This is a genomic window from Paraburkholderia bryophila, from assembly GCF_003269035.1.
GTDB lineage: Bacteria > Pseudomonadota > Gammaproteobacteria > Burkholderiales > Burkholderiaceae > Paraburkholderia > Paraburkholderia bryophila.
In genome coordinates, this window is sequence record NZ_QLTK01000019.1 from 1 (window position 1) to 20,039 (window position 20,039).

Annotated in this window: 19 protein-coding genes; 9 read left to right on the forward strand and 10 right to left on the reverse strand. The window is 63.0% G+C overall.

Annotated features, from left to right (window positions below):
• Nucleotides 1–941: 941 nt before the first annotated feature.
• From dmpG to BX591_RS23700, 6 genes are all read right to left on the reverse strand, one after another.
• The gene (gene dmpG, locus BX591_RS23675) at nt 942–1,967 is read right to left on the reverse strand and encodes a 4-hydroxy-2-oxovalerate aldolase (protein WP_111933738.1); all 1,026 of its coding nucleotides are present in this window, start codon (nt 1,965–1,967) and stop codon (nt 942–944) included.
• 9 nt (nt 1,968–1,976) lie between these two features.
• The gene (locus BX591_RS23680; protein WP_111933739.1) at nt 1,977–2,873 is read right to left on the reverse strand and encodes an acetaldehyde dehydrogenase (acetylating); all 897 of its coding nucleotides are present in this window, start codon (nt 2,871–2,873) and stop codon (nt 1,977–1,979) included.
• 34 nt (nt 2,874–2,907) lie between these two features.
• Complete coding sequence (gene dmpE, locus BX591_RS23685; RefSeq protein WP_111933740.1) at nt 2,908–3,690, reverse strand: 2-oxopent-4-enoate hydratase; 783 nt, start codon at nt 3,688–3,690, stop codon at nt 2,908–2,910.
• An 83-nt stretch (nt 3,691–3,773) separates the two neighbouring features.
• Entirely contained in the window at nt 3,774–5,165 is a 1,392-nt protein-coding gene (locus tag BX591_RS23690; RefSeq protein WP_111933741.1) for a DUF1329 domain-containing protein, read from the reverse strand.
• Between the two features lie 84 nt (nt 5,166–5,249).
• Nucleotides 5,250–6,824 carry a DUF1302 domain-containing protein gene (locus BX591_RS23695; protein WP_111933742.1) on the reverse strand — a complete coding sequence of 525 codons (1,575 nt, stop codon included), beginning with the start codon at nt 6,822–6,824 and terminating at the stop codon, nt 5,250–5,252.
• A gap of 127 nt (nt 6,825–6,951) precedes the next feature.
• Complete coding sequence (locus BX591_RS23700) at nt 6,952–7,737, reverse strand: SDR family oxidoreductase (protein WP_111933743.1); 786 nt, start codon at nt 7,735–7,737, stop codon at nt 6,952–6,954.
• Between the two features lie 227 nt (nt 7,738–7,964).
• On the opposite strand from BX591_RS23700, the gene BX591_RS23705 reads away from it, so the two are divergent.
• From BX591_RS23705 to BX591_RS23720, 4 genes are all read left to right on the forward strand, one after another.
• Nucleotides 7,965–8,843 (forward strand): alpha/beta fold hydrolase, encoded by an 879-nt coding sequence (locus tag BX591_RS23705; RefSeq protein ID WP_111933744.1) that lies wholly within the window; start codon nt 7,965–7,967, stop codon nt 8,841–8,843.
• 73 nt (nt 8,844–8,916) lie between these two features.
• The gene (locus BX591_RS23710) at nt 8,917–9,702 is read left to right on the forward strand and encodes an SDR family NAD(P)-dependent oxidoreductase (protein ID WP_111933745.1); all 786 of its coding nucleotides are present in this window, start codon (nt 8,917–8,919) and stop codon (nt 9,700–9,702) included.
• A gap of 9 nt (nt 9,703–9,711) precedes the next feature.
• Nucleotides 9,712–10,104 carry a nuclear transport factor 2 family protein gene (locus tag BX591_RS23715; RefSeq protein WP_111933746.1) on the forward strand — a complete coding sequence of 131 codons (393 nt, stop codon included), beginning with the start codon at nt 9,712–9,714 and terminating at the stop codon, nt 10,102–10,104.
• Between the two features lie 54 nt (nt 10,105–10,158).
• Nucleotides 10,159–10,683, forward strand: coding sequence for an acyltransferase (locus BX591_RS23720; RefSeq protein ID WP_111933747.1), 525 nt, complete (start codon nt 10,159–10,161; stop codon nt 10,681–10,683).
• Nucleotides 10,684–10,912: 229 nt separating this feature from the next.
• Here BX591_RS23720 and BX591_RS23725 read toward each other — a convergent pair whose 3' ends face one another.
• On the reverse strand, nt 10,913–11,914 hold the full coding sequence (locus BX591_RS23725) for a helix-turn-helix transcriptional regulator (protein ID WP_111933862.1): 1,002 nt from the start codon (nt 11,912–11,914) through the stop codon (nt 10,913–10,915).
• A 184-nt stretch (nt 11,915–12,098) separates the two neighbouring features.
• Here BX591_RS23725 and BX591_RS23730 point away from each other — a divergent pair, with 184 nt between their 5' ends.
• Together BX591_RS23730 and BX591_RS23735 are read left to right on the forward strand one after the other, a co-directional pair.
• Nucleotides 12,099–13,010, forward strand: coding sequence for a helix-turn-helix domain-containing protein (locus BX591_RS23730; RefSeq protein WP_111933748.1), 912 nt, complete (start codon nt 12,099–12,101; stop codon nt 13,008–13,010).
• 517 nt (nt 13,011–13,527) lie between these two features.
• Complete coding sequence (locus tag BX591_RS23735; protein ID WP_111933749.1) at nt 13,528–13,953, forward strand: DUF3830 family protein; 426 nt, start codon at nt 13,528–13,530, stop codon at nt 13,951–13,953.
• Nucleotides 13,954–14,007: 54 nt separating this feature from the next.
• Here BX591_RS23735 and BX591_RS23740 read toward each other — a convergent pair whose 3' ends face one another.
• The 3 genes from BX591_RS23740 to shiA form a co-directional block, all read right to left on the reverse strand.
• On the reverse strand, nt 14,008–14,136 hold the full coding sequence (locus BX591_RS23740) for an MFS transporter small subunit (protein WP_111933750.1): 129 nt from the start codon (nt 14,134–14,136) through the stop codon (nt 14,008–14,010).
• Between the two features lie 10 nt (nt 14,137–14,146).
• Nucleotides 14,147–15,550 (reverse strand): L-lactate MFS transporter, encoded by a 1,404-nt coding sequence (locus BX591_RS23745; RefSeq protein WP_111933751.1) that lies wholly within the window; start codon nt 15,548–15,550, stop codon nt 14,147–14,149.
• Nucleotides 15,551–15,905: 355 nt separating this feature from the next.
• Nucleotides 15,906–17,225 carry a shikimate transporter gene (gene shiA / locus BX591_RS23750; RefSeq protein ID WP_111933752.1) on the reverse strand — a complete coding sequence of 440 codons (1,320 nt, stop codon included), beginning with the start codon at nt 17,223–17,225 and terminating at the stop codon, nt 15,906–15,908.
• Nucleotides 17,226–17,594: 369 nt separating this feature from the next.
• On the opposite strand from shiA, the gene BX591_RS23755 reads away from it, so the two are divergent.
• From BX591_RS23755 to frc, 3 genes are all read left to right on the forward strand, one after another.
• A complete protein-coding gene (locus tag BX591_RS23755) occupies nt 17,595–17,816 on the forward strand; it encodes a hypothetical protein (RefSeq protein WP_111933753.1) in 222 nt (73 codons plus the stop codon).
• On the forward strand, nt 17,794–18,513 hold the full coding sequence (locus BX591_RS23760; protein WP_035555864.1) for a GntR family transcriptional regulator: 720 nt from the start codon (nt 17,794–17,796) through the stop codon (nt 18,511–18,513). The genes BX591_RS23755 and BX591_RS23760 overlap by 23 nt, the downstream gene beginning before the upstream one ends.
• Nucleotides 18,514–18,785: 272 nt before the next feature.
• A complete protein-coding gene (gene frc / locus BX591_RS23765; RefSeq protein ID WP_111933754.1) occupies nt 18,786–20,033 on the forward strand; it encodes a formyl-CoA transferase in 1,248 nt (415 codons plus the stop codon).
• Nucleotides 20,034–20,039 lie beyond the last annotated feature (6 nt).

Sequence of the window (20,039 nt, forward strand, 5' to 3'; positions counted from 1 at the left end):
TCCGCTGAATAGCGTTTCATCTTCCATTCGCTGTCCGCCCTCCATCTTTACACTAATCGGTTCGGCTGAGGCGACAACTAGCCTGACATGGAGGGCATGCCGCAAAGAAAAGTAGGCAAAAGAAAGCGGCTCACACCGCCAGCTCATAAGTGGGTTTCGTGGTACTCCTCCGGTAGTGGTGCATCTGGAATCCGTGCTCTCGCACACTTCGCGTTAGTGACAAAGGCGTCATTCTTCCGGCAGCGCTGTGCGCGCCGTGGCGGTTGTTCAAGCAACACCCCTGCTAAGCGGGTCCCTTGCGCAGCCACGGTAGTGGTGCATCTGGAATCTGTGTTCTCGCACACTTCGCGTTAGTGACAAAGGTGTCATTCTTCCGGCGGCGCTGCGCGCGCCGTGGCGGTCGTGCGGCAAATCAGCAGCTGTTGGCGGGCGGCCACGCCGCATTCGGCGACCATTTCCGGCTCTGAGGCGAAGCCGACGACCCCACCGCGCCAAAACGCGGACTGCAAAGCGAACCGCTCCGGCGAGCGCTTCGCGCGAGGCGGGATGAATGACTGCTGTACCACGAACGCGGAGTGTGCGAGAGCACAGATTCCAGATGCACCACTACCGCAACAACGCGAGGACCCCACTTAGCAGGGGCCTGACGTGAACGACCGCCGCGGCGCGCGCAGCGCCGCCGGAAAAATGACGCCTTTGTCACTAACGCCAAATGCGCGAGAACACAGATTCCAGATGCACCACTACCGTGACTGCGCGAGGGCCCCGCTTAATGGTTAGCGGTGTGAGCCGCTTTCTTTTGCCTACTTTTCTTTGCGGCAAGCAAAGAAAAGTAGGTGCCCCCCCGCACAGGGGGAACGCTAGCAGACCACCAAGAACGCAAGGAAAGCCCCCCCAAAAGAGAGCCCCAAAAAAAGAAGCACCGCACAGGCAAAAAAAATTCAGCCCACCTGCAATTTAGCAAGCGTAATAGCTGTATCTTCAATCATATCCTCCTGCCCCCCCACCAGCCTCTGCCTCCCAAGCTCAACAAGAATATCCCTCGCAGAAACCCGATACTTAACCTCAGCCCGCTTGGCAAAAAGGAGGAACGACGAATACACCCCAGCATACCCAAGCGTCAACGCATCCCGATCAAGCCGAATAGGCGAATCCATAATAGGCACAACAAGATCCTCCGCCACATCGGAGATCCGAAACACATCCACCCCCGTATGAATCTCCATCCGCTCGCAAACCGCGACCAACACTTCCATCGGCGTGTTCCCAGCGCCAGCACCAAGCCCAGCAGCAGCCGCATCGATCCGATTAGCCCCGGCAGCCACAGCCGCAATAGAATTCGCCACGCCCATCGCGAGATTGTGATGCCCATGAAACCCAAGCTCGGTCTCAGGTCGCAACGCTTCCCTTACCCGGCTAATCCGCGCAGTCACATCGTCGGGCAACATATGCCCCGCGGAGTCGGTGATATAGATGCAATTCGCCCCATACGACTCCATCAGCTTCGCCTGCGCGACCAACGCCCCCGCCGGCGACATATGCGCCATCATCAGAAAACCGACCGTATCCATGCCGAGCTTGCGCGCTAACCCAATGTGCTGCTCGGATACGTCCGCCTCGGTACAGTGCGTCGCCACCCGTATCGTATGTACGCCGAGATCGTGCGCCATCCGCAAATGTTCGACAGTACCAATGCCCGGTATCAACAACGCCGAGACCTTCGCCTGCTTCAACTCGGCGATCACGGCAGTCAGATAAGCTTCGTCGGTATGCGCCGGAAAACCATAATTCACCGACGCACCACCCAGACCGTCGCCATGCGTCACTTCAATTAACGGCACACCGGCCGCATCGAGCCCGCGCGCAATGCCGCGCATCTGGTCCAGCGAAATCTGATGACGCTTCGGATGCATGCCGTCGCGCAACGTCATGTCGTGTACGGTAATTCGCGTTCCTGCTAATGACATGGTCGCTCCTTAAGCAAGGGTGGATGCGGCGAGCATCTGTTGGGCGAAGACTTCCGCCGTGCGCGCGGCAGCCGCGGTCATGATGTCGAGATTGCCGGCGTATTTCGGCAGATAGTCGCCGAGACCTTCCACTTCCATGAAGACGGAAACGCGCCGGCCGTCGAACACGGGGCCGTTCTTCAGCGTGTAGCCGGGCACGTATTGGCGTACTTCGTCGACCATCGCATGCACGGAAGCGGTGATCGCGTCGATGTCGGGATCGCTCTCCGTCAAACAGTGAATCGTGTCGCGCATGATCAACGGCGGCTCGGCCGGGTTGATCACGATGATCGCCTTGCCCACCGCCGCGCCGCCAATCTGCTCGATCGCGAGCGACGTGGTGCGGGTAAATTCGTCGATGTTCTTGCGCGTGCCGGGACCGACCGAACGCGACGACACCGTCGCGACGATCTCGCCGTACACCACGCGCTGCACACGCGACACGGCATGCACCATCGGAATGGTCGCCTGCCCGCCGCACGTCACCATGTTGACGTTCATCACCTGCTGGTCGTTCTGCGCGGCAAGATTCACCGGCGGCACGCAGAACGGGCCAATGGCGGCAGGCGTCAGGTCGATCATGCGCACGCCGCGCGAGGTCAGTTTGTCGGAGTGCTCGCGGTGGACGTACGCGGAAGTGGCGTCGAACGCAATGCGGATGTCGTCGGTGGCGAGATGCGGCAACAAGCCGTCTATGCCGTCGGCGGTGGTTTTCAGGCCCAGCTCGCGGGCGCGGGCGAGGCCTTCCGAAGCTGCGTCCACGCCGACCATCCAGACGGGTTCGAGTACCGTGCTGCGACGCAGCTTGTACAGCAGATCGGTGCCGATGTTGCCGGGCCCGATCAACGCGCATTTGATCTTGCTCATTCAATGCATCCTTTAATGAAAGACGGTCAGGCAATCAGACGAAGCGCACCGAACAACCGCCGATGCCTTCGATGTGCATCTCCAGCAGGTCGCCGCCAGTGACGGGAATCAACGCCGCGAGCGAGCCCGACAGCACGACCTCGCCCGCAAGCAGCGGCACGCCGAGTTCGCCGAGCGTATTCGCGAGCCACGCAACGGCGTCGGCGGGGTGGCCGAGCGCGGCGGCGCCGATGCCTTGCGCGACACGCTCGCCGTTTTTGTCGAGCGTCATGCGGCAGGCCGCGAGATCCAGCGCGTCGGGCGACACGCGTTCGTGGCCGAGCACGTAGACGCCGCACGACGCGTTGTCGGCGACCGTGTCGCCAATGCGGATCGCCCAGTCGCGAATCCGCGAATCGACGATTTCGAAGCACGCGCCGACGGCGTCCGTGGCGGCGAGCACGGCCGCGCGCGTCACGCCGGGGCCGCGCAGATCGTGTTTCAGATAGAACGCGATTTCGCCTTCGGCGCGCGGCGCGATCAGCGTGTCGATCGGAATCGCCTCGCCGGCGACGTAGTGCATGCCCGACAGCAAAATGCCGAAGTCCGGCTGATGAACGCCGAGCATGTTCTGCACGGCCGCGCTCGTCAGGCCGATCTTCTTGCCGACGACGGTCTCGCCCGCCTCGATCCGGCGCGCGATGAAATGCTGTTGCACCCGGTAAGCGTCGGCGAGCGGCAAGCCGTCATCCCGGGCGGAAAGAGGGGCGATCGGCGCGCGCTCGAGCCAGGCGCGATAAAGCGTGTCGCCGAGTTCGGCGTGTAGAGTCGAAGTCATCGCATTTGAATGGAGGGGTGAGAAGCGGACCATGGCTCGATTCGCCATGGCCAGGCTCCGTGCGCCCGAAAGCGCAAACAGGTTTAGTTGCCCGCGCCCCGAATCGCGTCGGGCGAGAAGTACGCTTCGGTCAGTTGCGAGCCGCGCGTGAGCACTGGCATCGGTTCCTGATTCGACAGACGGTCGGCGTAATAGGCGCCCGAAATCAGGTCGTGATAGAACACCGCGGTCGAATAGAACGACTTGGCGTCGAATGCATACAGGGTCGGCGCAAGGTTGGTGCGCCACAGCGTGCCGCGGGCGTCGTAGTTGTCGGCGGCGACGGCATTCCACGTGTCCTCGTCGAGATACAGCACCCGTTTCGCGTATTGATGGCGGTAGCCGGATTTCAGCGTGGCCTGCAGTACCCACACGCGATGCAGTTCGAAGCGCATGTACTGGGTGTTCTCGTGACCCTTCGTCAACAGATCGGTGTACTTGATCGACGGGTCCATCAGCTTGTAGTTGTCGTACGGTACGTACACTTCGCGCTTGCCGACGATCTTCCAGTCGTAGCGTTCGCCCGAGCCGTTGAACAGGCGATCGTCGTCGACGGTGCGGAAACCGCCGGGGCCTTCGGGCTGGTCGAAACCGAATTCGGGCGCCTGGCGCACGCGCCGCGTGCCGGGGTTATACGACCAGGTACGGCGCGTGTCGGAGCCCTCCTGGTCCCACATTTCGTAGCCGGTGATGATCGTGCCGCGATCGGACAGCGGCAACATGGTGGTCTGGCGGAAGAAGCTCTTCGCGTTCAGCACGTTCTTCGGATCGAAACGGTCCGCGCTGCGCGGTCCGTAAATCGCGTATTGCACCTTTCCCCAGGCAATGTTGCCGTCCGGATAAACGACCGCCTGGTCGTAGGTGGCGGTTTCGCCTTCGATCGCCGAGGCGAAGCGCAGGTCCCACATGGCTTCCACGCCGCTTTTCGGCACCGGGAACGGCGTGACCGGCGGGAAATCCTTCAGGCCGTTCTGATCTTTTGTCATCGTCGTGGTCGGCGCGTACAGGCGAATGTCCTTGTACACGGCGTCGCCGTAGCTGAAATCACGGTGGCTCGGATAGACCGGAATCTTGAAGGTGTCGGGATATTTTTTCAGCAGCGCTTTTTCGCCGTCGGTCAGACGCGCTTCGTATTGCTGCATGTTTTGCGCGGTAATCACGAAGAGCGGCTTCTCGCTCGCATACGGATCGGGGAAGCGTTGCCCCGCTTTATAGTCGACGCCCGGCGGCGTGCCGAACCATTTGCCGCTCCACGCGGGGATCGTGCCGTCGGCGTTGCCCGCGCGCTCGGCGCCCATCGGCGTGAGGGGGCCTTCGAGTTTGGCGAGATCTTCCGGGCTGGTTTTGGCGAACGACGGGGCGCCGAGTGAGGCCGCGAGCGCGGCACCCGCGGCGAACACGCAGACACGCAGGGCGGGATTGAAAATTCGACTCATGACCAAATCCTCTTGCAGTAAAAAGACGGCTGATTCAAAGGGTGATGCGTGTTCCAAGGCTCCGGCGCGTGAGCGTCGGAACGCTCAGAACGAGTACTTCGCGGTCGCGAGCACGTAATCGCGATCGGCGAGCGGACGGTTGACCGGGTCCGGCGTGCCGAGGAACTTGGCATAGACCAGCGCGAGCTGCAGGTTGCTCAGGCGCGTGAAGGTCACGCCGACCGTCACGCGGTGGTCGCCCACGCCGGTCATCGAACCGAGCGCGCCGGCCAGCGACGACTTGCCGGTGAAGTCGTCGGAGTAGGTAAGCGGCACATCGACGTCCCAACCGTTGAAGACGTTCTTGTAACTGAGCGTCCACGCCACTTCGAACGCGGCTGCGTTGCGCGTGTTGGCGAGCGTGGTGGAACCGAGCAGCGGCGTGATATTGCCGGCGTGAACGTACGAGACTTCACCCACCAGCGTCTGCGAGGCGGCAAGGAAGGTCGGGCCGATCGAATAGATCGCGGACAGGTTCGATTGCCAGACGTCGCCACGCGTGGACTGCGCGCCGAGCGGCGTGTTGACCAGCACGGCCGCGCCCTGGCGGTACGAGGTTTCGCCGGCGACGTTCACGCCGTTCAGATCGGTCGAGAAACTCAGACCGGTGAGCTTGATGTTGTCGAAGAACTTCTCCTGATACGACAGTGTGGGGAAGTACGTCGTCACGACACTGGGATTCATGTCGTTGTAGTGCAGGTAGTAAGCGCCGATCTCGGTGTCGCCGAGGACTCGCCAGCGTGCGCCGAGACCCCATTGGCCGCTGTTGCCGGGACGGCTGTCGGGAGCGCGCGGAATCTGCACGCCGCCCGGTCCGATGATGTATTCGGCGCCCGGGCCGACTACGTCGGAATAGCTCATGTAGCTGCCCGGCGCGCTGAGTTGATTCGGCTGGAACGAGAACTGGTAGTAGCCGAGCAGGCTGAAGTTCGGCGCGATCTGCCATTGCGTCGAGATCTGCGGCACCGGCAACAGAATGTCTTTGACCTCCGCACCCGCCACGAACGATTTGGTCGCGTCGGCGGGGCCTTGCGCGCCCGCGATGTTCGGGAAGAAAACACTCTCGCCCCACGCCACGACCTGATCGCCGACCTTCACGTTCAGGCTCGTGCCGCCCAGTTTGAAGGTGTTGTAGACATACGCGGCAAGCAGTTGCGTGCGGCCGCCCGCCCAGTAGTTGGCCTGCTCGGTGAAGTTGTTGTACACGCCGCCGTGATTCACGGTCCCGGGCGCGTCGTTGTAGTTCGAGTGTTGGTACGCCTGATCGTAGAACGTGTCCGCGCGCACGAAGACGCCCCAGTCGTCGTGCTTGAGGTTCACTTCGCCAAGCACGCTCACCTGGTTTTCGATCAGCTTGTTCCTGGCGAAATTGCGGTCGCCGTCATCGCCGTTGATGTTCGCGGGGGTCAGCAGATTGCCGCTCGGCGCACGCGTACGCATGCCCAGACCGTAACCGAGCGTGAAGGTGTAATCGAGCGTGGTGTCGGCGCCGAGATTGACCGTGTCGCCCGCATAAGCGGGGGCGACGGTCAGCGTCGCCGCTGCCAGCATGGCGAGTTTGCATGCCGCGCACACCGCGCGCAGTACGGGTGCGCGCTCCTGTGTTCCGTTGATCTGCATCCTGTCTCCTCTGTGGTCACGTCTGAAATTTGTTGTGCTCAGAGGTTAGGGGTCACGTGCGGGGCGGGAATCGTCAAAACGGACTAGTCGCTTGTCCTGGGGGACGCGGGCTAGGCGTGCGCGTGGTCTACGTTGTCGAGGTGCGAAGCTGGCCGCTCGCGGCGAGAAATGCCGGTACTTCACCACCCCCTTCGAGAATCAGGTTGCTGCCCGACGCATAGGCCGCGTGCGGCGACGCGAGGAACAGGCAGGCGGACGCGATGTCGGCGGGCTGCGCGAGACGACCGGCGGGAATCGTCGCGCTAATGGCGGCGAGCGCGCCGTGCGGGTCCGCTGCGGACGACCCCGTGTGGCCGCTGGTGGCGGCTTCGGTCTCCACCAGACTCGGGCTCACCGCGCAGACACGCACGTGCGGCGCCCATTCGACCGCGAGCGAGCGCACCGCGTTGAGCAGGCCCGCTTTTGCGGCACCGTAAGCCGCCGTGCCGGGCGACGCGCGCAAGCCGCTCACGCTGCCGATAAACAGCAGCACGCCGCCTCCGCTTTGCCGCTGCATGCGTGCGTTGGCGCGTTGCGCGAGTTGCAGCGGCGCAAGCAGATTCAGGCGGATCACTGCCTCGGTGAAGCGCGGCGAGGCGTCGGCGGCGAGTGCGAACGGTGCGCCGCCCGCGTTGTTGATCACCACGTCGAGGCGGCCGGCTTCCTGTTCTATCTGCGCGAGCAAGGCGTCGATCGCGTCGATGTCGCGTACGTCGGCGGCGATGAAACGTGGGTTCCGGGTGTGGGGATCGGTGCGTCCGCAGACATAAACCGTCGCACCCGCCGCGACGAACGCCCGCGCGATGCCCGCGCCGATCCCCTTGGTGCCGCCGGTCACCAGCACGACCTTGCCGCTGTAATCGAATCCCGTCATTGCCGCTGTCTCCATTCGTTCGTGTGGGCCCGATGGTAGGAGAAATGCGACGGCGCCTCGTAGTCTGAAAAGACGATGCCGACGCGCGCCCGCGCGCCGATCATGGTTGCGCTGGTGATGTTCGTACCATCGGCCGCGCCGAAGAGCGCGGCGCGAGACCGCAACCGTGTTGCATGGACCGCAGTAGGCGCAGCAGCGCCGACCCCGGTCGAAGGAGACAAGCGCGCATGACCGCAACGCCCACCGGCTTCCAGGAAGCCACACCGACCACTCGCCCGCCTGCGGAAGCGCCGGTCGGGATTTTCACCGAGGCGCCCGGCGGCCTCATGCTTCATCACTTCGAAGCCGGCAGCGGCGCGCCCGTCGTGTTCATTCACGGCAGCGGGCCCGGTGCGAGCGGCTTCAGTAATTTCAAACACAACTATCCGTGCTTCGCTGCGGCCGGATACCGCGCGATCGTGGTCGATCTGCCGGGTTACGGCGCCTCGTCGAAGCCTGCGGACGCGCTCTACACGCTCGACTTTTTCGTCGAAGCGTTGCGCGCGCAACTGACCGCCAACGGCATCGGCCGCGCCACGCTGCTCGGTAATTCGCTGGGCGGCGCGATCGCGCTGCAATACGCGCTCGACTATCCCGACGACGTCGACAGTCTGATCATGATGGCGCCGGGCGGCGTCGAGGAACGCGAAACGTACTTCAGAATGGACGGCATCCAGAAGATGGTGTCGCTGTTCACGAACCGGCAGATGAACCGGCTGACCATGCGTCAACTGCTCGACATGCTGGTGTACGACCGCAGCCTCGTGACGGATGCCCTGGTCGAGGAACGCCTGCGCGTGTGCGAACAGCAGCCGCCCGAAGTGCTGTCGACCATGCGTGTGCCGAATCTCACCGGACGTCTCGCCGAACTGCAATGCCCGGTACTCGGTTTCTGGGGCAGCGACGACCGCTTCAATCCGGCCAGCGGCGCGATGCGTTTTCTCGAACACTGCGCCGACGCGCGCTTCGTGCTGATGAATCGCTGCGGCCATTGGGTCATGGTCGAGCATCGCGAGTATTTCAATCGCGAATGTCTGGCATTTCTCGCGGACAGGCGCGCCGCTTGAGGCATCCTGCAGGCTGCGGCGCCGCGCGGTTCGACGGGGCCCGGCAGTCCCACTACAACACGACGGAGACGATATGACATTTCCCCATCAATTGTTCGACATGAGCGGCAAGGTGGCCGCGATCACCGGCGGCGCGCGCGGCATCGGCGCGCAAACCGCGCGCACGCTGGCGGCGGCCGGCTCGGCCGTGGCGGTGCTCGATGTGCTGACGGAGGCCGGCGAGCAACTGGTCGCCGAGATCAACGCGGCGGGCGGCAAGGCGGCCTTCTGGAAGATGGACGTCACGCAGGAAGACGACGTGCAGCGCGTGTTCGGCGACATCGCCGCACGTTTCGGCCGGCTCGACGCGTTGGTGAATAACGCGGGCATCGAAGGCGCGAATCTGCCGACGCACGAAATGACGCTGCAGCAATGGCAGAAAGTGATCGACGTGAACGTGACCGGCGTGTTCCTCTGCACCAAGTACGCGATTCCGCACCTGCTCACCGCGGGCGGCGGGTCGATCGTGAATCTGTCGTCGATGTACGGACTGGTCGGCGGACCGGATGTGCCCGCGTATCACGCGTCGAAAGGGGCGGTGCGGTTGATGGCGAAGACCGAAGCGATGCTGTACGCGGCGCAGAACATTCGCGCGAATTCCGTGCACCCTGGTTTTATCCGTACGCCGCTGCTCGAGGAAGCCTTCGCCAAACTCGGCGACCCGGAGCAGATTTTTGCGCATATGAAAACGCTCGTGCCGCTCGCGAAGATCGGCGATCCGCAGGATATCGCGGCGGGCATCCTGTACCTCGTGTCGCCGGCCGGCCGCTATGTGACGGGCACTGAGCTGGTGATCGACGGCGGCTACACCGCGCGGTAAGGAGCCAGCATGAACACCAGCGAAACCATGAAGGCGCGTCTGCTCGACTATATCGATGCATTCAATGCGGCCGATGCCGCGCGCGTCGCGGCGCTGTTCGCCGATAACGCGACGATCGAAGATCCGGTCGGCACGCCGCTCAAGGAAGGCCGCAGTGAGGTCGACGCGTTCTACGCGTATGCGACCTCGGTGGGCGCGCGGCTCGAACTGATCGCGCCGCCGCGCGGTTCGCACGGCCAGAGCGCGTCGATCAGCTTTCGCGTGCATATCGCGGCGCAGGACGGGCAGCCGGCTCATATCGACGTAACCGACGTGATGGATTTCGACGCCGCCGGCAAGATCGTGCGCATGCGCGCGTATTGGGGCGCCGACGACTATCACCTGACAGAGCGCGCGGCTTGATGCGCGGGATGGTGCTTCAGCGCTCACCTCCACGAGCGCATCCGGATTCACGCCATGGCGCTCTTTGAGTTCAACGGCAAGCGGCCGCGCGTCGACCCGTCCGCGTATGTGCATCCGAGCGCGGTGCTGATCGGCGACGTGACGATCGGCGCGTGCTGTTACATCGCGCCGTTCGCGAGTCTGCGCGGCGATTTCGGCGCGGTGGTGGTGGAGCGCGGCAGCAATGTGCAGGACGGTTGTGTGCTGCACACCGGTGTCGATAACCACTGCTGGCTGGGCGTCGACAGCCATGTCGGTCACGGTGCGATCGTTCATGGCGCGACGCTCGAGCCGAACACGATGATCGGCATGCACGCGGTGGTGATGGACGGTGTGGTGGTCGGCGAGGCCAGCATCGTGGCCGCCTGCGCGTTCGTCAGGAAGGACTGGCGGGTGCCGCCGCGCGTGCTGGTGGCGGGTGTGCCGGGGCGCGTGGCGCGCCTGCTGAGCGACGAGGAGATTCGCGCGAAGTCGTCTGGAACGCGGGTGTATCAGCAACTCGCGGCGGACTGTTTGCGCACGTTGCGCGAAGTGGTTTGACGGCGAGGGGTTTTGTTGTGCGCGGATACCGCGCGAAATGCGCGTGCTATGTGTTGCAGCTTTGAACGCGGCGCTTCGCTGTTGGGCACTTTGCTGCCAGCGTCCAGCGAATTCGCCGCGGCCGACCCGCCAATCGGGCCGGCCGCGGCTCTCACTACTTGGCTTTACTGCTTGACTACTTCATTGCTGCACTGCTGGTCTCAACTCGACTGAACACCTGCGCCAACCCCTACGACACATAGCCCTGCGCCACATTGATCAACTGCACGCGGTTGCGCACGTTGAACAACTGCCGCAAGCGGCGCAGATGGTAGTCGACGTTATGCGGCGACAGTCCAAGGAAGTAAGCGATCTCCTTGTCCCGCTGCCCCTGCACGACCGCCCGCAGCACCGCATGCTGCAACTCGCTCAGCGTCACGCGCCGCTGTTGCTCGGGCGCGAGGCCGATCACGCTCTTCGCGTGCGTCCAGATGAATTCGTGGATCGTGTGCGCGAACATCAGCGTTTCCGCCACGATCGACTCCGTCATCCAGCGCGGGTTGCCGATCGCCGAGTTGAAACACAGGCTGGCGGACAGCTCCGGCTCCGGCAGCGGCATCTGCGTGAGAATCCCGCTTTTGCGGCCGGTCGCCTCCAGCATGTCGATCAGACCGCCGAGCCGCTCGCTGCGCATTTGCGCACGCGGCAGATCGGCGCGCATGTCGGCCGTGTTCCAGATGAATGGCAGACCGGTCGGCGACGCCGACGCCACGCGCGGATCGAGCTCGAAATAACGCTCGCGAAAATAGCGCGTGAGCCAGGTCTGCGATTCGTAGCTGGTCAGCACGAACATCGTCTTGTGATGCGCCGACGTGCGCGTGGCCGTATAGCTGAACGAGTCGAAGCCGAGTTGCTTGATGCGCTGCCGCACGAATTCAATGCGGTCCTGCGCACTGCCAAAACGCACCAGCGGACTGATGACCGGCGCCGCTCGCCGTGCGGCGGGCGAGGGCGTGCCGATCTCTTCTTCGGTGAAGAGCGTGAGAAAACCGGTGGGCGCCGCGCCTGCCGCGGTACGGCTTGACGCCCTGGGTGCTTCGGCCGCGTGGGCCGACTTTCCGGGTTGCCGCGTGCCGGCCGGGTAAGCCGGTTGTGCGGACACCACGGAGTTGTATGCCGCCGGCGTATGCCCGGTTTCGCCTGACGGCGAGCCGGTCAGCCAATGCGGCAGCGCATCGCATTCGTGTTCCATGAAACGGTAGCTCCAGCGTTCGAAACGCGTGAAAGACGACAACCTGAATGATTAGCTATTTCCAAAAATTACGGTAGCCGGTTCCTTGCTATCATTTTTGAGTTCTTGCTCCGATAGTCGACCGGCAACTCGAGTGTGGCGGGCTTCTTTCATTTGCATACGGCACCTCCTGGGAATAGACGTCATGGCACGAATTCCAAAGCTGACAACGACGCTCGCCTACGATCGCTACATGGCGGGCCAAAATCTGGTGTCGAGCGTCGACCGCCCGTGGCGGCATCTGGTGTTGCGCTCGTATCTCGAACCGAACGAGCAGGAACTACTGGAGGCGCCCGGCCTGCAGGACCTCACGCTGATGACGCTCGCGAGCGGCGCCGAGCATCTCGAACGCAACCTGAACGGACGCTGGGAGAGCACGGATCTGCGGGTGGGCGACGTCTGGTTCGTGCCGCCCGTGCCGATCTCGTGGCGCTGGCGCTCGATCAGCGACGAGCCGCTGTCGACCGTTCACCTGCATATCGAGCGCAGCCTGGTCGACAGCGTTGCGGAGCAGATGGAACTGAACGGCTCCCACGAACTGTCGCTCGGCGACGCGATGCGGTTTCAGGATCCGCTGGTGGCCGCGATGCTGGGCGCCCTGCATCGCGCCGCCGCCGATCCAGCCGACTCGCGCCTGTATGTCGACGCACTGCTTCACGCGCTGACCGCGCACCTGCTGCAGCACTACTCGCGTGGCCGCGGCGCCTCCGCCGGTTCGCCCGTGCCGCCCGAACGGCTGGTGCCGCGGCGGATTCGCCGCGTGACCGACTACATTCGCGCGAATCTGGTGGGCGATCTGGCGATCAGCGAACTGGCCGCGCAGGCCGGCCTGAGCAGTTTTCATTTTGCGCGCGTGTTTCGCCGCGAGACCGGCGAGACGCCGCATCAGTTCGTGACGCGTTTACGGCTCGAGGAAGCGGCAAGACTGCTGCGCGCCACCAATCAAACTGTGTTGCAGATTGCTCTTGCGGTTGGTTTCGAGAACGCCAGTCATTTCTCCGTGCAGTTCAAGCGTGGCTACGGCGTGACGCCGCTCGCTTACCGGCTGCGCGGCTGATGGTACGGATTGCGCGGCGGCAGGGGTGAACAGCGGGTCGGCGGTTGGTGGGCCGGCAGACAAAGGTTGGCTCGCCGCCGACGCTTAAGTACATTAGTTGATGGCGCCGGATATCAGCCGGTCTCGCCGCCGGGCGGCACGACGATTTTTGCGTTGCCGCACCGTGCTGCCGCCATGAGTCTGACGGCGGGCCGTGGGTCGCTCACCGGGGCAAGCAAGCCGATGAATCGTCCTGAGGGTAATTACGCACCTTGCGCAGTGTGCGGTGCATTGCGCGGCTTGCAAACTACGAACTTTCGTGGCCAGGGATGCCTGAATCTGGCATGGGGCGGGCTTCCCATGATTTAGACCGCATAGCGCACAGGTCACGTCAACTGGTCCAACTGGCCTGACCGGGCGGAAGGGAACTGTATCTGTCGAAGCCTTGCATCGGACGACAGAATAGCTTGCCTGCAGCATGGCCCCTTGCCAGCGTCCGACCGACCATTTCATCAACCGTCTCACCGGATATCTAGCGATGACCCGACTCCGAATCACCTCCTGCGGCCACGTCTTTACCGCCGAAACTCATCCCGACGCGCCGCAAACCGTCGCGGCCTTTCTGAAGCTGTTGCCGTACCGTCAGAAGATCATTCACGTGCGCTGGAGCGGCGAAGGCTGCTGGGTGCCGCTCGGCGATTTCAAACTCGAGAACGACGGCGCGGCGGTCGGCTTCGAGAATCACACGAGCCATCCGTCGGTCGGCGACATTCTGTTCTATCCCGGCGGCTATAGCGAAACCGAGATCATTCTCGCGTACGGCTCGTGCTGTTTCGCGAGCAAGATGGGGCAGCTCGCGGGCAATCATTTCCTGACCATCGTCGAAGGCCGGGACAAGCTGCGCGAGCTCGGTACCAAGGTGTTGTGGGAAGGTGCGCAGGACGTGCTGTTCGAGAAGATCTGAACGCGCGGAAAGCGCAACGCCCCGCGTGTCGAAACGCGGGGCGCCGGATGCGACTTAGTGGAACAGCTTCATCGCTTGCGTGAGCGTATTGAACACGCCCCATGCGAGGGGCAGCGTCACATATAACCAGAACACGACGAGCTTGCCCTTGTTGGTCGGATGCGCGGTTTGAATGGTCGACATGCGGGTCTCCTCAGGCGCCTTTGGCGAGTTGTGCGTCGGTCATGTGGTGCTTGTCGTCCACCCGCTTGACCAGCAGATTGCAGACGAAGCCGATCACCAGCAGCACGGCCATGATGTGAACGGTCATCGTGTACGCATCCGCCTTGGCCACCCCGTGCGCCACTTCATACGCGCGAATGTAGTTCACCAGCACCGGACCGGCCACGCCGGCGGCCGCCCACGCCGTCAGCAGACGGCCATGAATACCGCCTACGAACGCCGTGCCGAACATGTCCGCGAGATACGCGGGCACCGTGGCGAAGCCGCCGCCATACATGGTCAGAATCACGCAGTAGGCCAGCACGAACAACGCGATCTGACCAGACGCGGCGAACGTCGGCACCAGGTAGTACAGCACCGCGCCTAGCGCGAAGAAGATGAAGTAGGTGTTCTTGCGGCCGAGCCAGTCCGACGCCGACGCCCACACGAAGCGGCCGCTCATGTTGAACAACGACAGCAGGCCCACGAAACCGGCCGCCGCGGACGCCGTGACCGTGTCCTTGAAGCTCTCCTGAATCATCACCGACGCCTGGCCGAGAATGCCGATACCGGCCGTCACGTTCAGGAACAGCACCAGCCAGATCAGGTAGAACTGCGGCGTCTTCAACGCCTGATCGATGTGCACGTGATTACGCGAAATCATCTTCTTCTGATTGGTCGCGGGCGGCGTCCAGCCGGCCGGTTTCCAGTCCGCCGGCGGCACGCGGATCGCGAGTGCGCCGATCGACATCGAGATGAAATACGCAATGCCGAGCACGACGAAGGTCTCGGCCACGCCGATGCTGGTCGCGCTCTGGAAGTGCTTCATCAACGCCACCGACAACGGCGCGGCGATCATCGCGCCGCCGCCGAAGCCCATGATCGCCATGCCGGTCGCCATGCCGCGGCGGTCCGGGAACCAGCGGATCAACGTCGACACGGGCGAGACATAACCGAGCCCCAGTCCGATGCCGCCGATCACCCCATAGCCGAGATACAGCAGCGCGATCTGATGCAGATGCACGCCGAGCGCCGACACAAGGAAGCCGCCGCCGAAGCAGCACGCGGCGGTAAACATGGTGCGGCGCGGGCCGACATGTTCGAGCCATTTGCCGGCGAACGCCGCCGACAAACCGAGGAACACGATCGCCAGTGAAAAGATCCAGCCGAGCGAGGTCAGCGTCCAGTCATCGGCGGTGGATTGCGTGATGCCGATCACTTTGGTCAGCGGTCCGTTGAACACGGAAAACGCGTACGCCTGGCCGATACAAAGGTGGACGGCGAGCGCCGCGGGCGGAACCATCCAACGCGAAAACCCGGGTTTCGCAACGGTGGCCTGTTTGGAAAAGAATGGGGCGGAGCCTGAACTGCCGCTCGGCTCGGTGATGCTACTCATGGTCGGTCTCCAGTTACGAATTCTTTGTTATCGGCTTCCATACAAAATGCTTTAGGTCTCGCGGCGTAAAAATTACAGTGTTGTAGGGCGTCAATATATGTATTTTTATTTCATATGACGTGGAAAAATCATGGCGTGGACCCGCTTCGTGGAACGATAGGTCGCGAAGTATGCGTTTGCAATATGAGATGCAAAAACATAAGGCATTAGCCTGGTGAAATGCGACCGTAATCTGCCGAATTGCGGCGGCTTGCCGTGGAAACCCGCAGAACGCATTACCGGTCGCCCAAAAGCAAACGGGCCGGCGGTGGCAATATCGCCACGCCGGCCCGGCTCGACAGTGAGAGGGTAAGACTCAGGCGATACCGCGTCCGGTCTTCATTTTTGCCGCGACCAGCACCGAGATCAGGCAGCCCCCCGCGAGATAAGCGGCCACCGGATGCCACGAGCCGCCCGCGAAGTTGACCAGCGCGACCGCGATGAACGGCGTGAAGCCGCCGCCTACCACGCTCGCCACCTGATAACCGACGCCCGCGCCGCTATAGCGGTACTCGGTGCCGAACAGTTCGGTGAACATCGGCTGCTGCACGCTAACGACCATGTCGTGCGCGACGTTCGCGAGCATCACCGCAAAGATCACGATCCAGACCGTCGCGCGTGCTTCGAGCGCGAGGAAGAACGGCACCGCGCTCAGCATGCCGATCAGCGCGCCGATCATATACACGCGGCGCCGGCCAAAGCGGTCCGCGAGTAGCGCGAAGCACGGGATCGTCACGCAACTCAGCGCGCCGACCAGCAGGCCGATCGTGAGGAAGAATTCGCGCGGCATGTGCAGGTTCGCGGTCGAGTAGTTCAGTGCGAACGCGGTCACGATATACATGGTGAACAGTTCGGCGAGACGCAGCGCGATGATCAGCAGGAACGCTTGCGGATGCCGCAGCAATGCCTCGACGATCGGCAGACGCACGCTGCGTTCGCCATGCTGGCCGACTTTTTCGACGAACTCCTTCGACTCTTCCATGCTCGAGCGGATCCACAGTGCGATCAGCACCAGCACCACGCTGAACAGGAACGGCAGGCGCCAGCCCCAGTTCAGGAACGACGCGTTGTCCATCGAGCGGCTGATGATCGCGATCAGCCCGGTCGACAGCACGAGGCCCACGCCGTAGCCGACCTGCACGCCGCTGCTGTAGAAGGCCTTCTTCTTCTCCGGCGCGCTTTCCACCGCCATCAACGCGGCGCCGCCCCATTCGCCGCCCACCGCGAAACCCTGAATCGCGCGCAAGGTCACGAGCAGCACCGGCGCCCACCAGCCGATCGTCGAGAATGCCGGCAGCAAACCGATCGCCGCGGTCGAGAGGCCCATCATCATCACGGTGAGCACGAGCATGCGTTTGCGTCCGAGCCGGTCGCCGTAATGACCGAACACGAAGCCGCCGAGCGGCCGGAACAGAAAGCCGACGCCGAAGGTGGCGAAGGCGGCGAGCGTGCCCATCGCCGGGCTGACCTTCGGGAAGAACTCGGCGTTGAACACCAGCGCGGCGACGATGCCGTACAGCAGAAAGTCGTACCAGTCGACCACGGCGCCGATGAAGCTGCCGAGCGCCGCCTTGCGGGCCTGGCTGCGTGCCGTACGGTTGTCGGCCGGCGCGGCCGTCGGAAGGGTAGTGCTCATGACGGTGTCTCCTGAAAACTTTCGAACTGCTGTGAAGAGGCCGGGCGGCGTGCCGCCGCTCGTCTTCTGGCAGGATTTCCCCGAAGGTTAATGATGCGCGACGGATCTCACAATCGGCATCGAAGGCAGAGTGCGCGATTATCGGACGTGACTGCGCGCATAGCGCGCGTTTTGCGCGTTTACACCGACGCGATCCAGGCGTTGAGTGTTTGAACAACGGCCCCGAACCATCGGCGACGCACCCGTGCTACCTTGAGAATGTCATCTTGAAAACAACAATCACTGATATACTACATACGGAATATTGATAAATGCGGCGCCGCAGCATATGATTGAGGGATTCGTTCACTCAATCATTCGGAGTTGCACATGGAATTCGTTCCTCTCGCACTGCTGGCCGTCTCGGCCGTTGGTTTGGGCGCTGCCGCCACGGTTCTGCTGACCCGCTGGATTCCGCAGCCGGTCGCGCAACTTGCTGCGCAGCATGGCCGGTTCGTCGGTTTGGGTGAACAATACGGGGGCGCAGTGGCCGCACCGTATCGTGCGCACGGTCAACACGAGGCGATGAATGTCGTCAGAACTTCAAACTGAAGCAGTGGGTACACCGCTGACTTTGTCGTTGCAGCCGATCGGCGCGAGCGTCAGCCTGCGCGATCAGGCGTATGCGATGTTGCGCCAGGCGATCGCCGACGCGGACATCTACCAGAACCGCGAAGAAATCCGTCTCGACGAACGCGTACTGAGCGAATCGCTCGGCGTGAGCCGCACGCCGGTGCGTGAAGCGATGACGCTGCTCGAACAGGAAGGTTTTCTGCGCATGGTGCCGCGGCGCGGCATCTATATCGTGCGCAAGAGCAAACGCGAAATCGTGGAGATGATCCAGATGTGGGCCGCGCTCGAAAGCATGGCGGCGCGGCTCGCCACGCTGCACGCGAGCGACGAGGAAATCGCCCGTCTGCGGCACATGTTCGACCATTTCCGCGACGCCACGCCGGCCGAGCATATCGCCGAGTATTCGGACGCCAACATCGCGTTCCACCAGGCGATCGTGGAACTGTCGAAGTCGCAGATCATTCTCGACACCATCAAGAACATCTTCATTCACGTGCGCGCGATTCGCCGCATGACCATCTCGCAGAGCGATCGCGCTTCGCGTTCCATCGTCGATCATTTGCGCATTATCGAGGCGCTCGAGCAGCGCGATACTGAACTGGCCGAGCGTCTCACGCGGCAGCATTCGCTGGATCTGGCCGCGTTCGTCGAGGCGAATTGCGACTTTCTGGATTGATGCTTCAAGCGTCTGTCTGACCGGTTTCGGCGGATTGAATCGAGCCCGCGGTGTGAAAACACCGCGGGCTTTTTAGTTTTTGTTGCCGCGGCGCGGGCGCTACGGGAAAAGCCGCGCTTGACGGTCTTTAAAATATGGTATGTGATATATCAACTGGCGAGCCGGGCACGAACAGTCAAACGATGGACCCATAAAACGCAGCTTCCGCAACTAACCTGCATGGAACAAGGATCGGCGCCCAGGCGCCGATCCTGGCCGAACGGAGACACGATATGAGCCAAGCACTCGACGGTGTGCGCATTCTCGACTTCACGCATGTGCAATCGGGTCCGACCTGCACGCAATTGCTCGCGTGGTTCGGCGCGGATGTGATCAAGGTGGAGCGGGCCGGCGCCGGCGACATCACGCGCGAGCAGTTGCGCGACATTCCAGACGTCGACAGCCTGTACTTCACGATGCTGAATCACAACAAGCGCTCGGTCACGATCGACACGAAGAACCCAGAAGGCAAGCAGGTACTCGAAGCGCTGATCCAGAAATGCGACGTGCTGGTCGAGAACTTCGCGCCGGGCGCGCTGGATCGCATGGGCTTCACGTGGGAGCGGATTCAGGAATTGAATCCGCGCATGATCGTCGCCTCGGTGAAGGGCTTCGGTCCCGGGCCCTACGAAGACTGCAAGGTCTACGAGAACGTCGCGCAATGCGCGGGCGGCGCGGCCTCGACCACCGGTTTCGACGACGGCCCGCCGGTCGTGACCGGCGCGCAGATCGGCGACAGTGGTACGGGTCTGCATCTGGCGCTCGGCATCGTGACGGCGCTGTTTCAGCGCACGCAAACCGGTCGCGGCCAGCGCGTGCTCGCCGCGATGCAGGACGGCGTGCTGAATCTGTGCCGCGTGAAACTGCGCGACCAGCAGCGGCTCGAGCGCAACGGCACGATGAAGGAGTATCCGCAGTATCCGAACGGCACCTTCGGCGAAGCGGTGCCGCGGGCGGGCAATGCGTCGGGCGGCGGACAGCCGGGCTGGATTCTGAAGTGCAAGGGCTGGGAGACCGACCCCAACGCGTATATCTACTTCATCACCCAGGCGCCGGTGTGGACGAAGATCTGCAACGTGATCGGCAAGGAAGAGTGGGCCACCGATCCCGACTACGCGACGCCCGCCGCGCGCTTGCCGCGTCTGAAGGAGATTTTCGCCGAGATCGAACGCTGGACCATGACCAAGACCAAGTTCGAGGCCATGCAGATCCTCAACGAGTACGACATTCCGTGCGGCCCGATCCTGTCGATGAAGGAAATCGCTGAAGAGCCTTCGCTGCGCAAAACCGGCACGATCGTCGAAGTGGACCATCCGACCCGCGGCAAGTATCTGACGGTCGGCAATCCGATCAAACTGTCGGACAGCCCGACCGAAGTCAAACGTTCGCCGCTGCTCGGTGAACATACCGACGAGGTGATGGCGGAGCTCGGCTATTCACCCGAGCAGATCAGCGCATTGCGTACCGCCGGCGCGATCTAGGAGCGA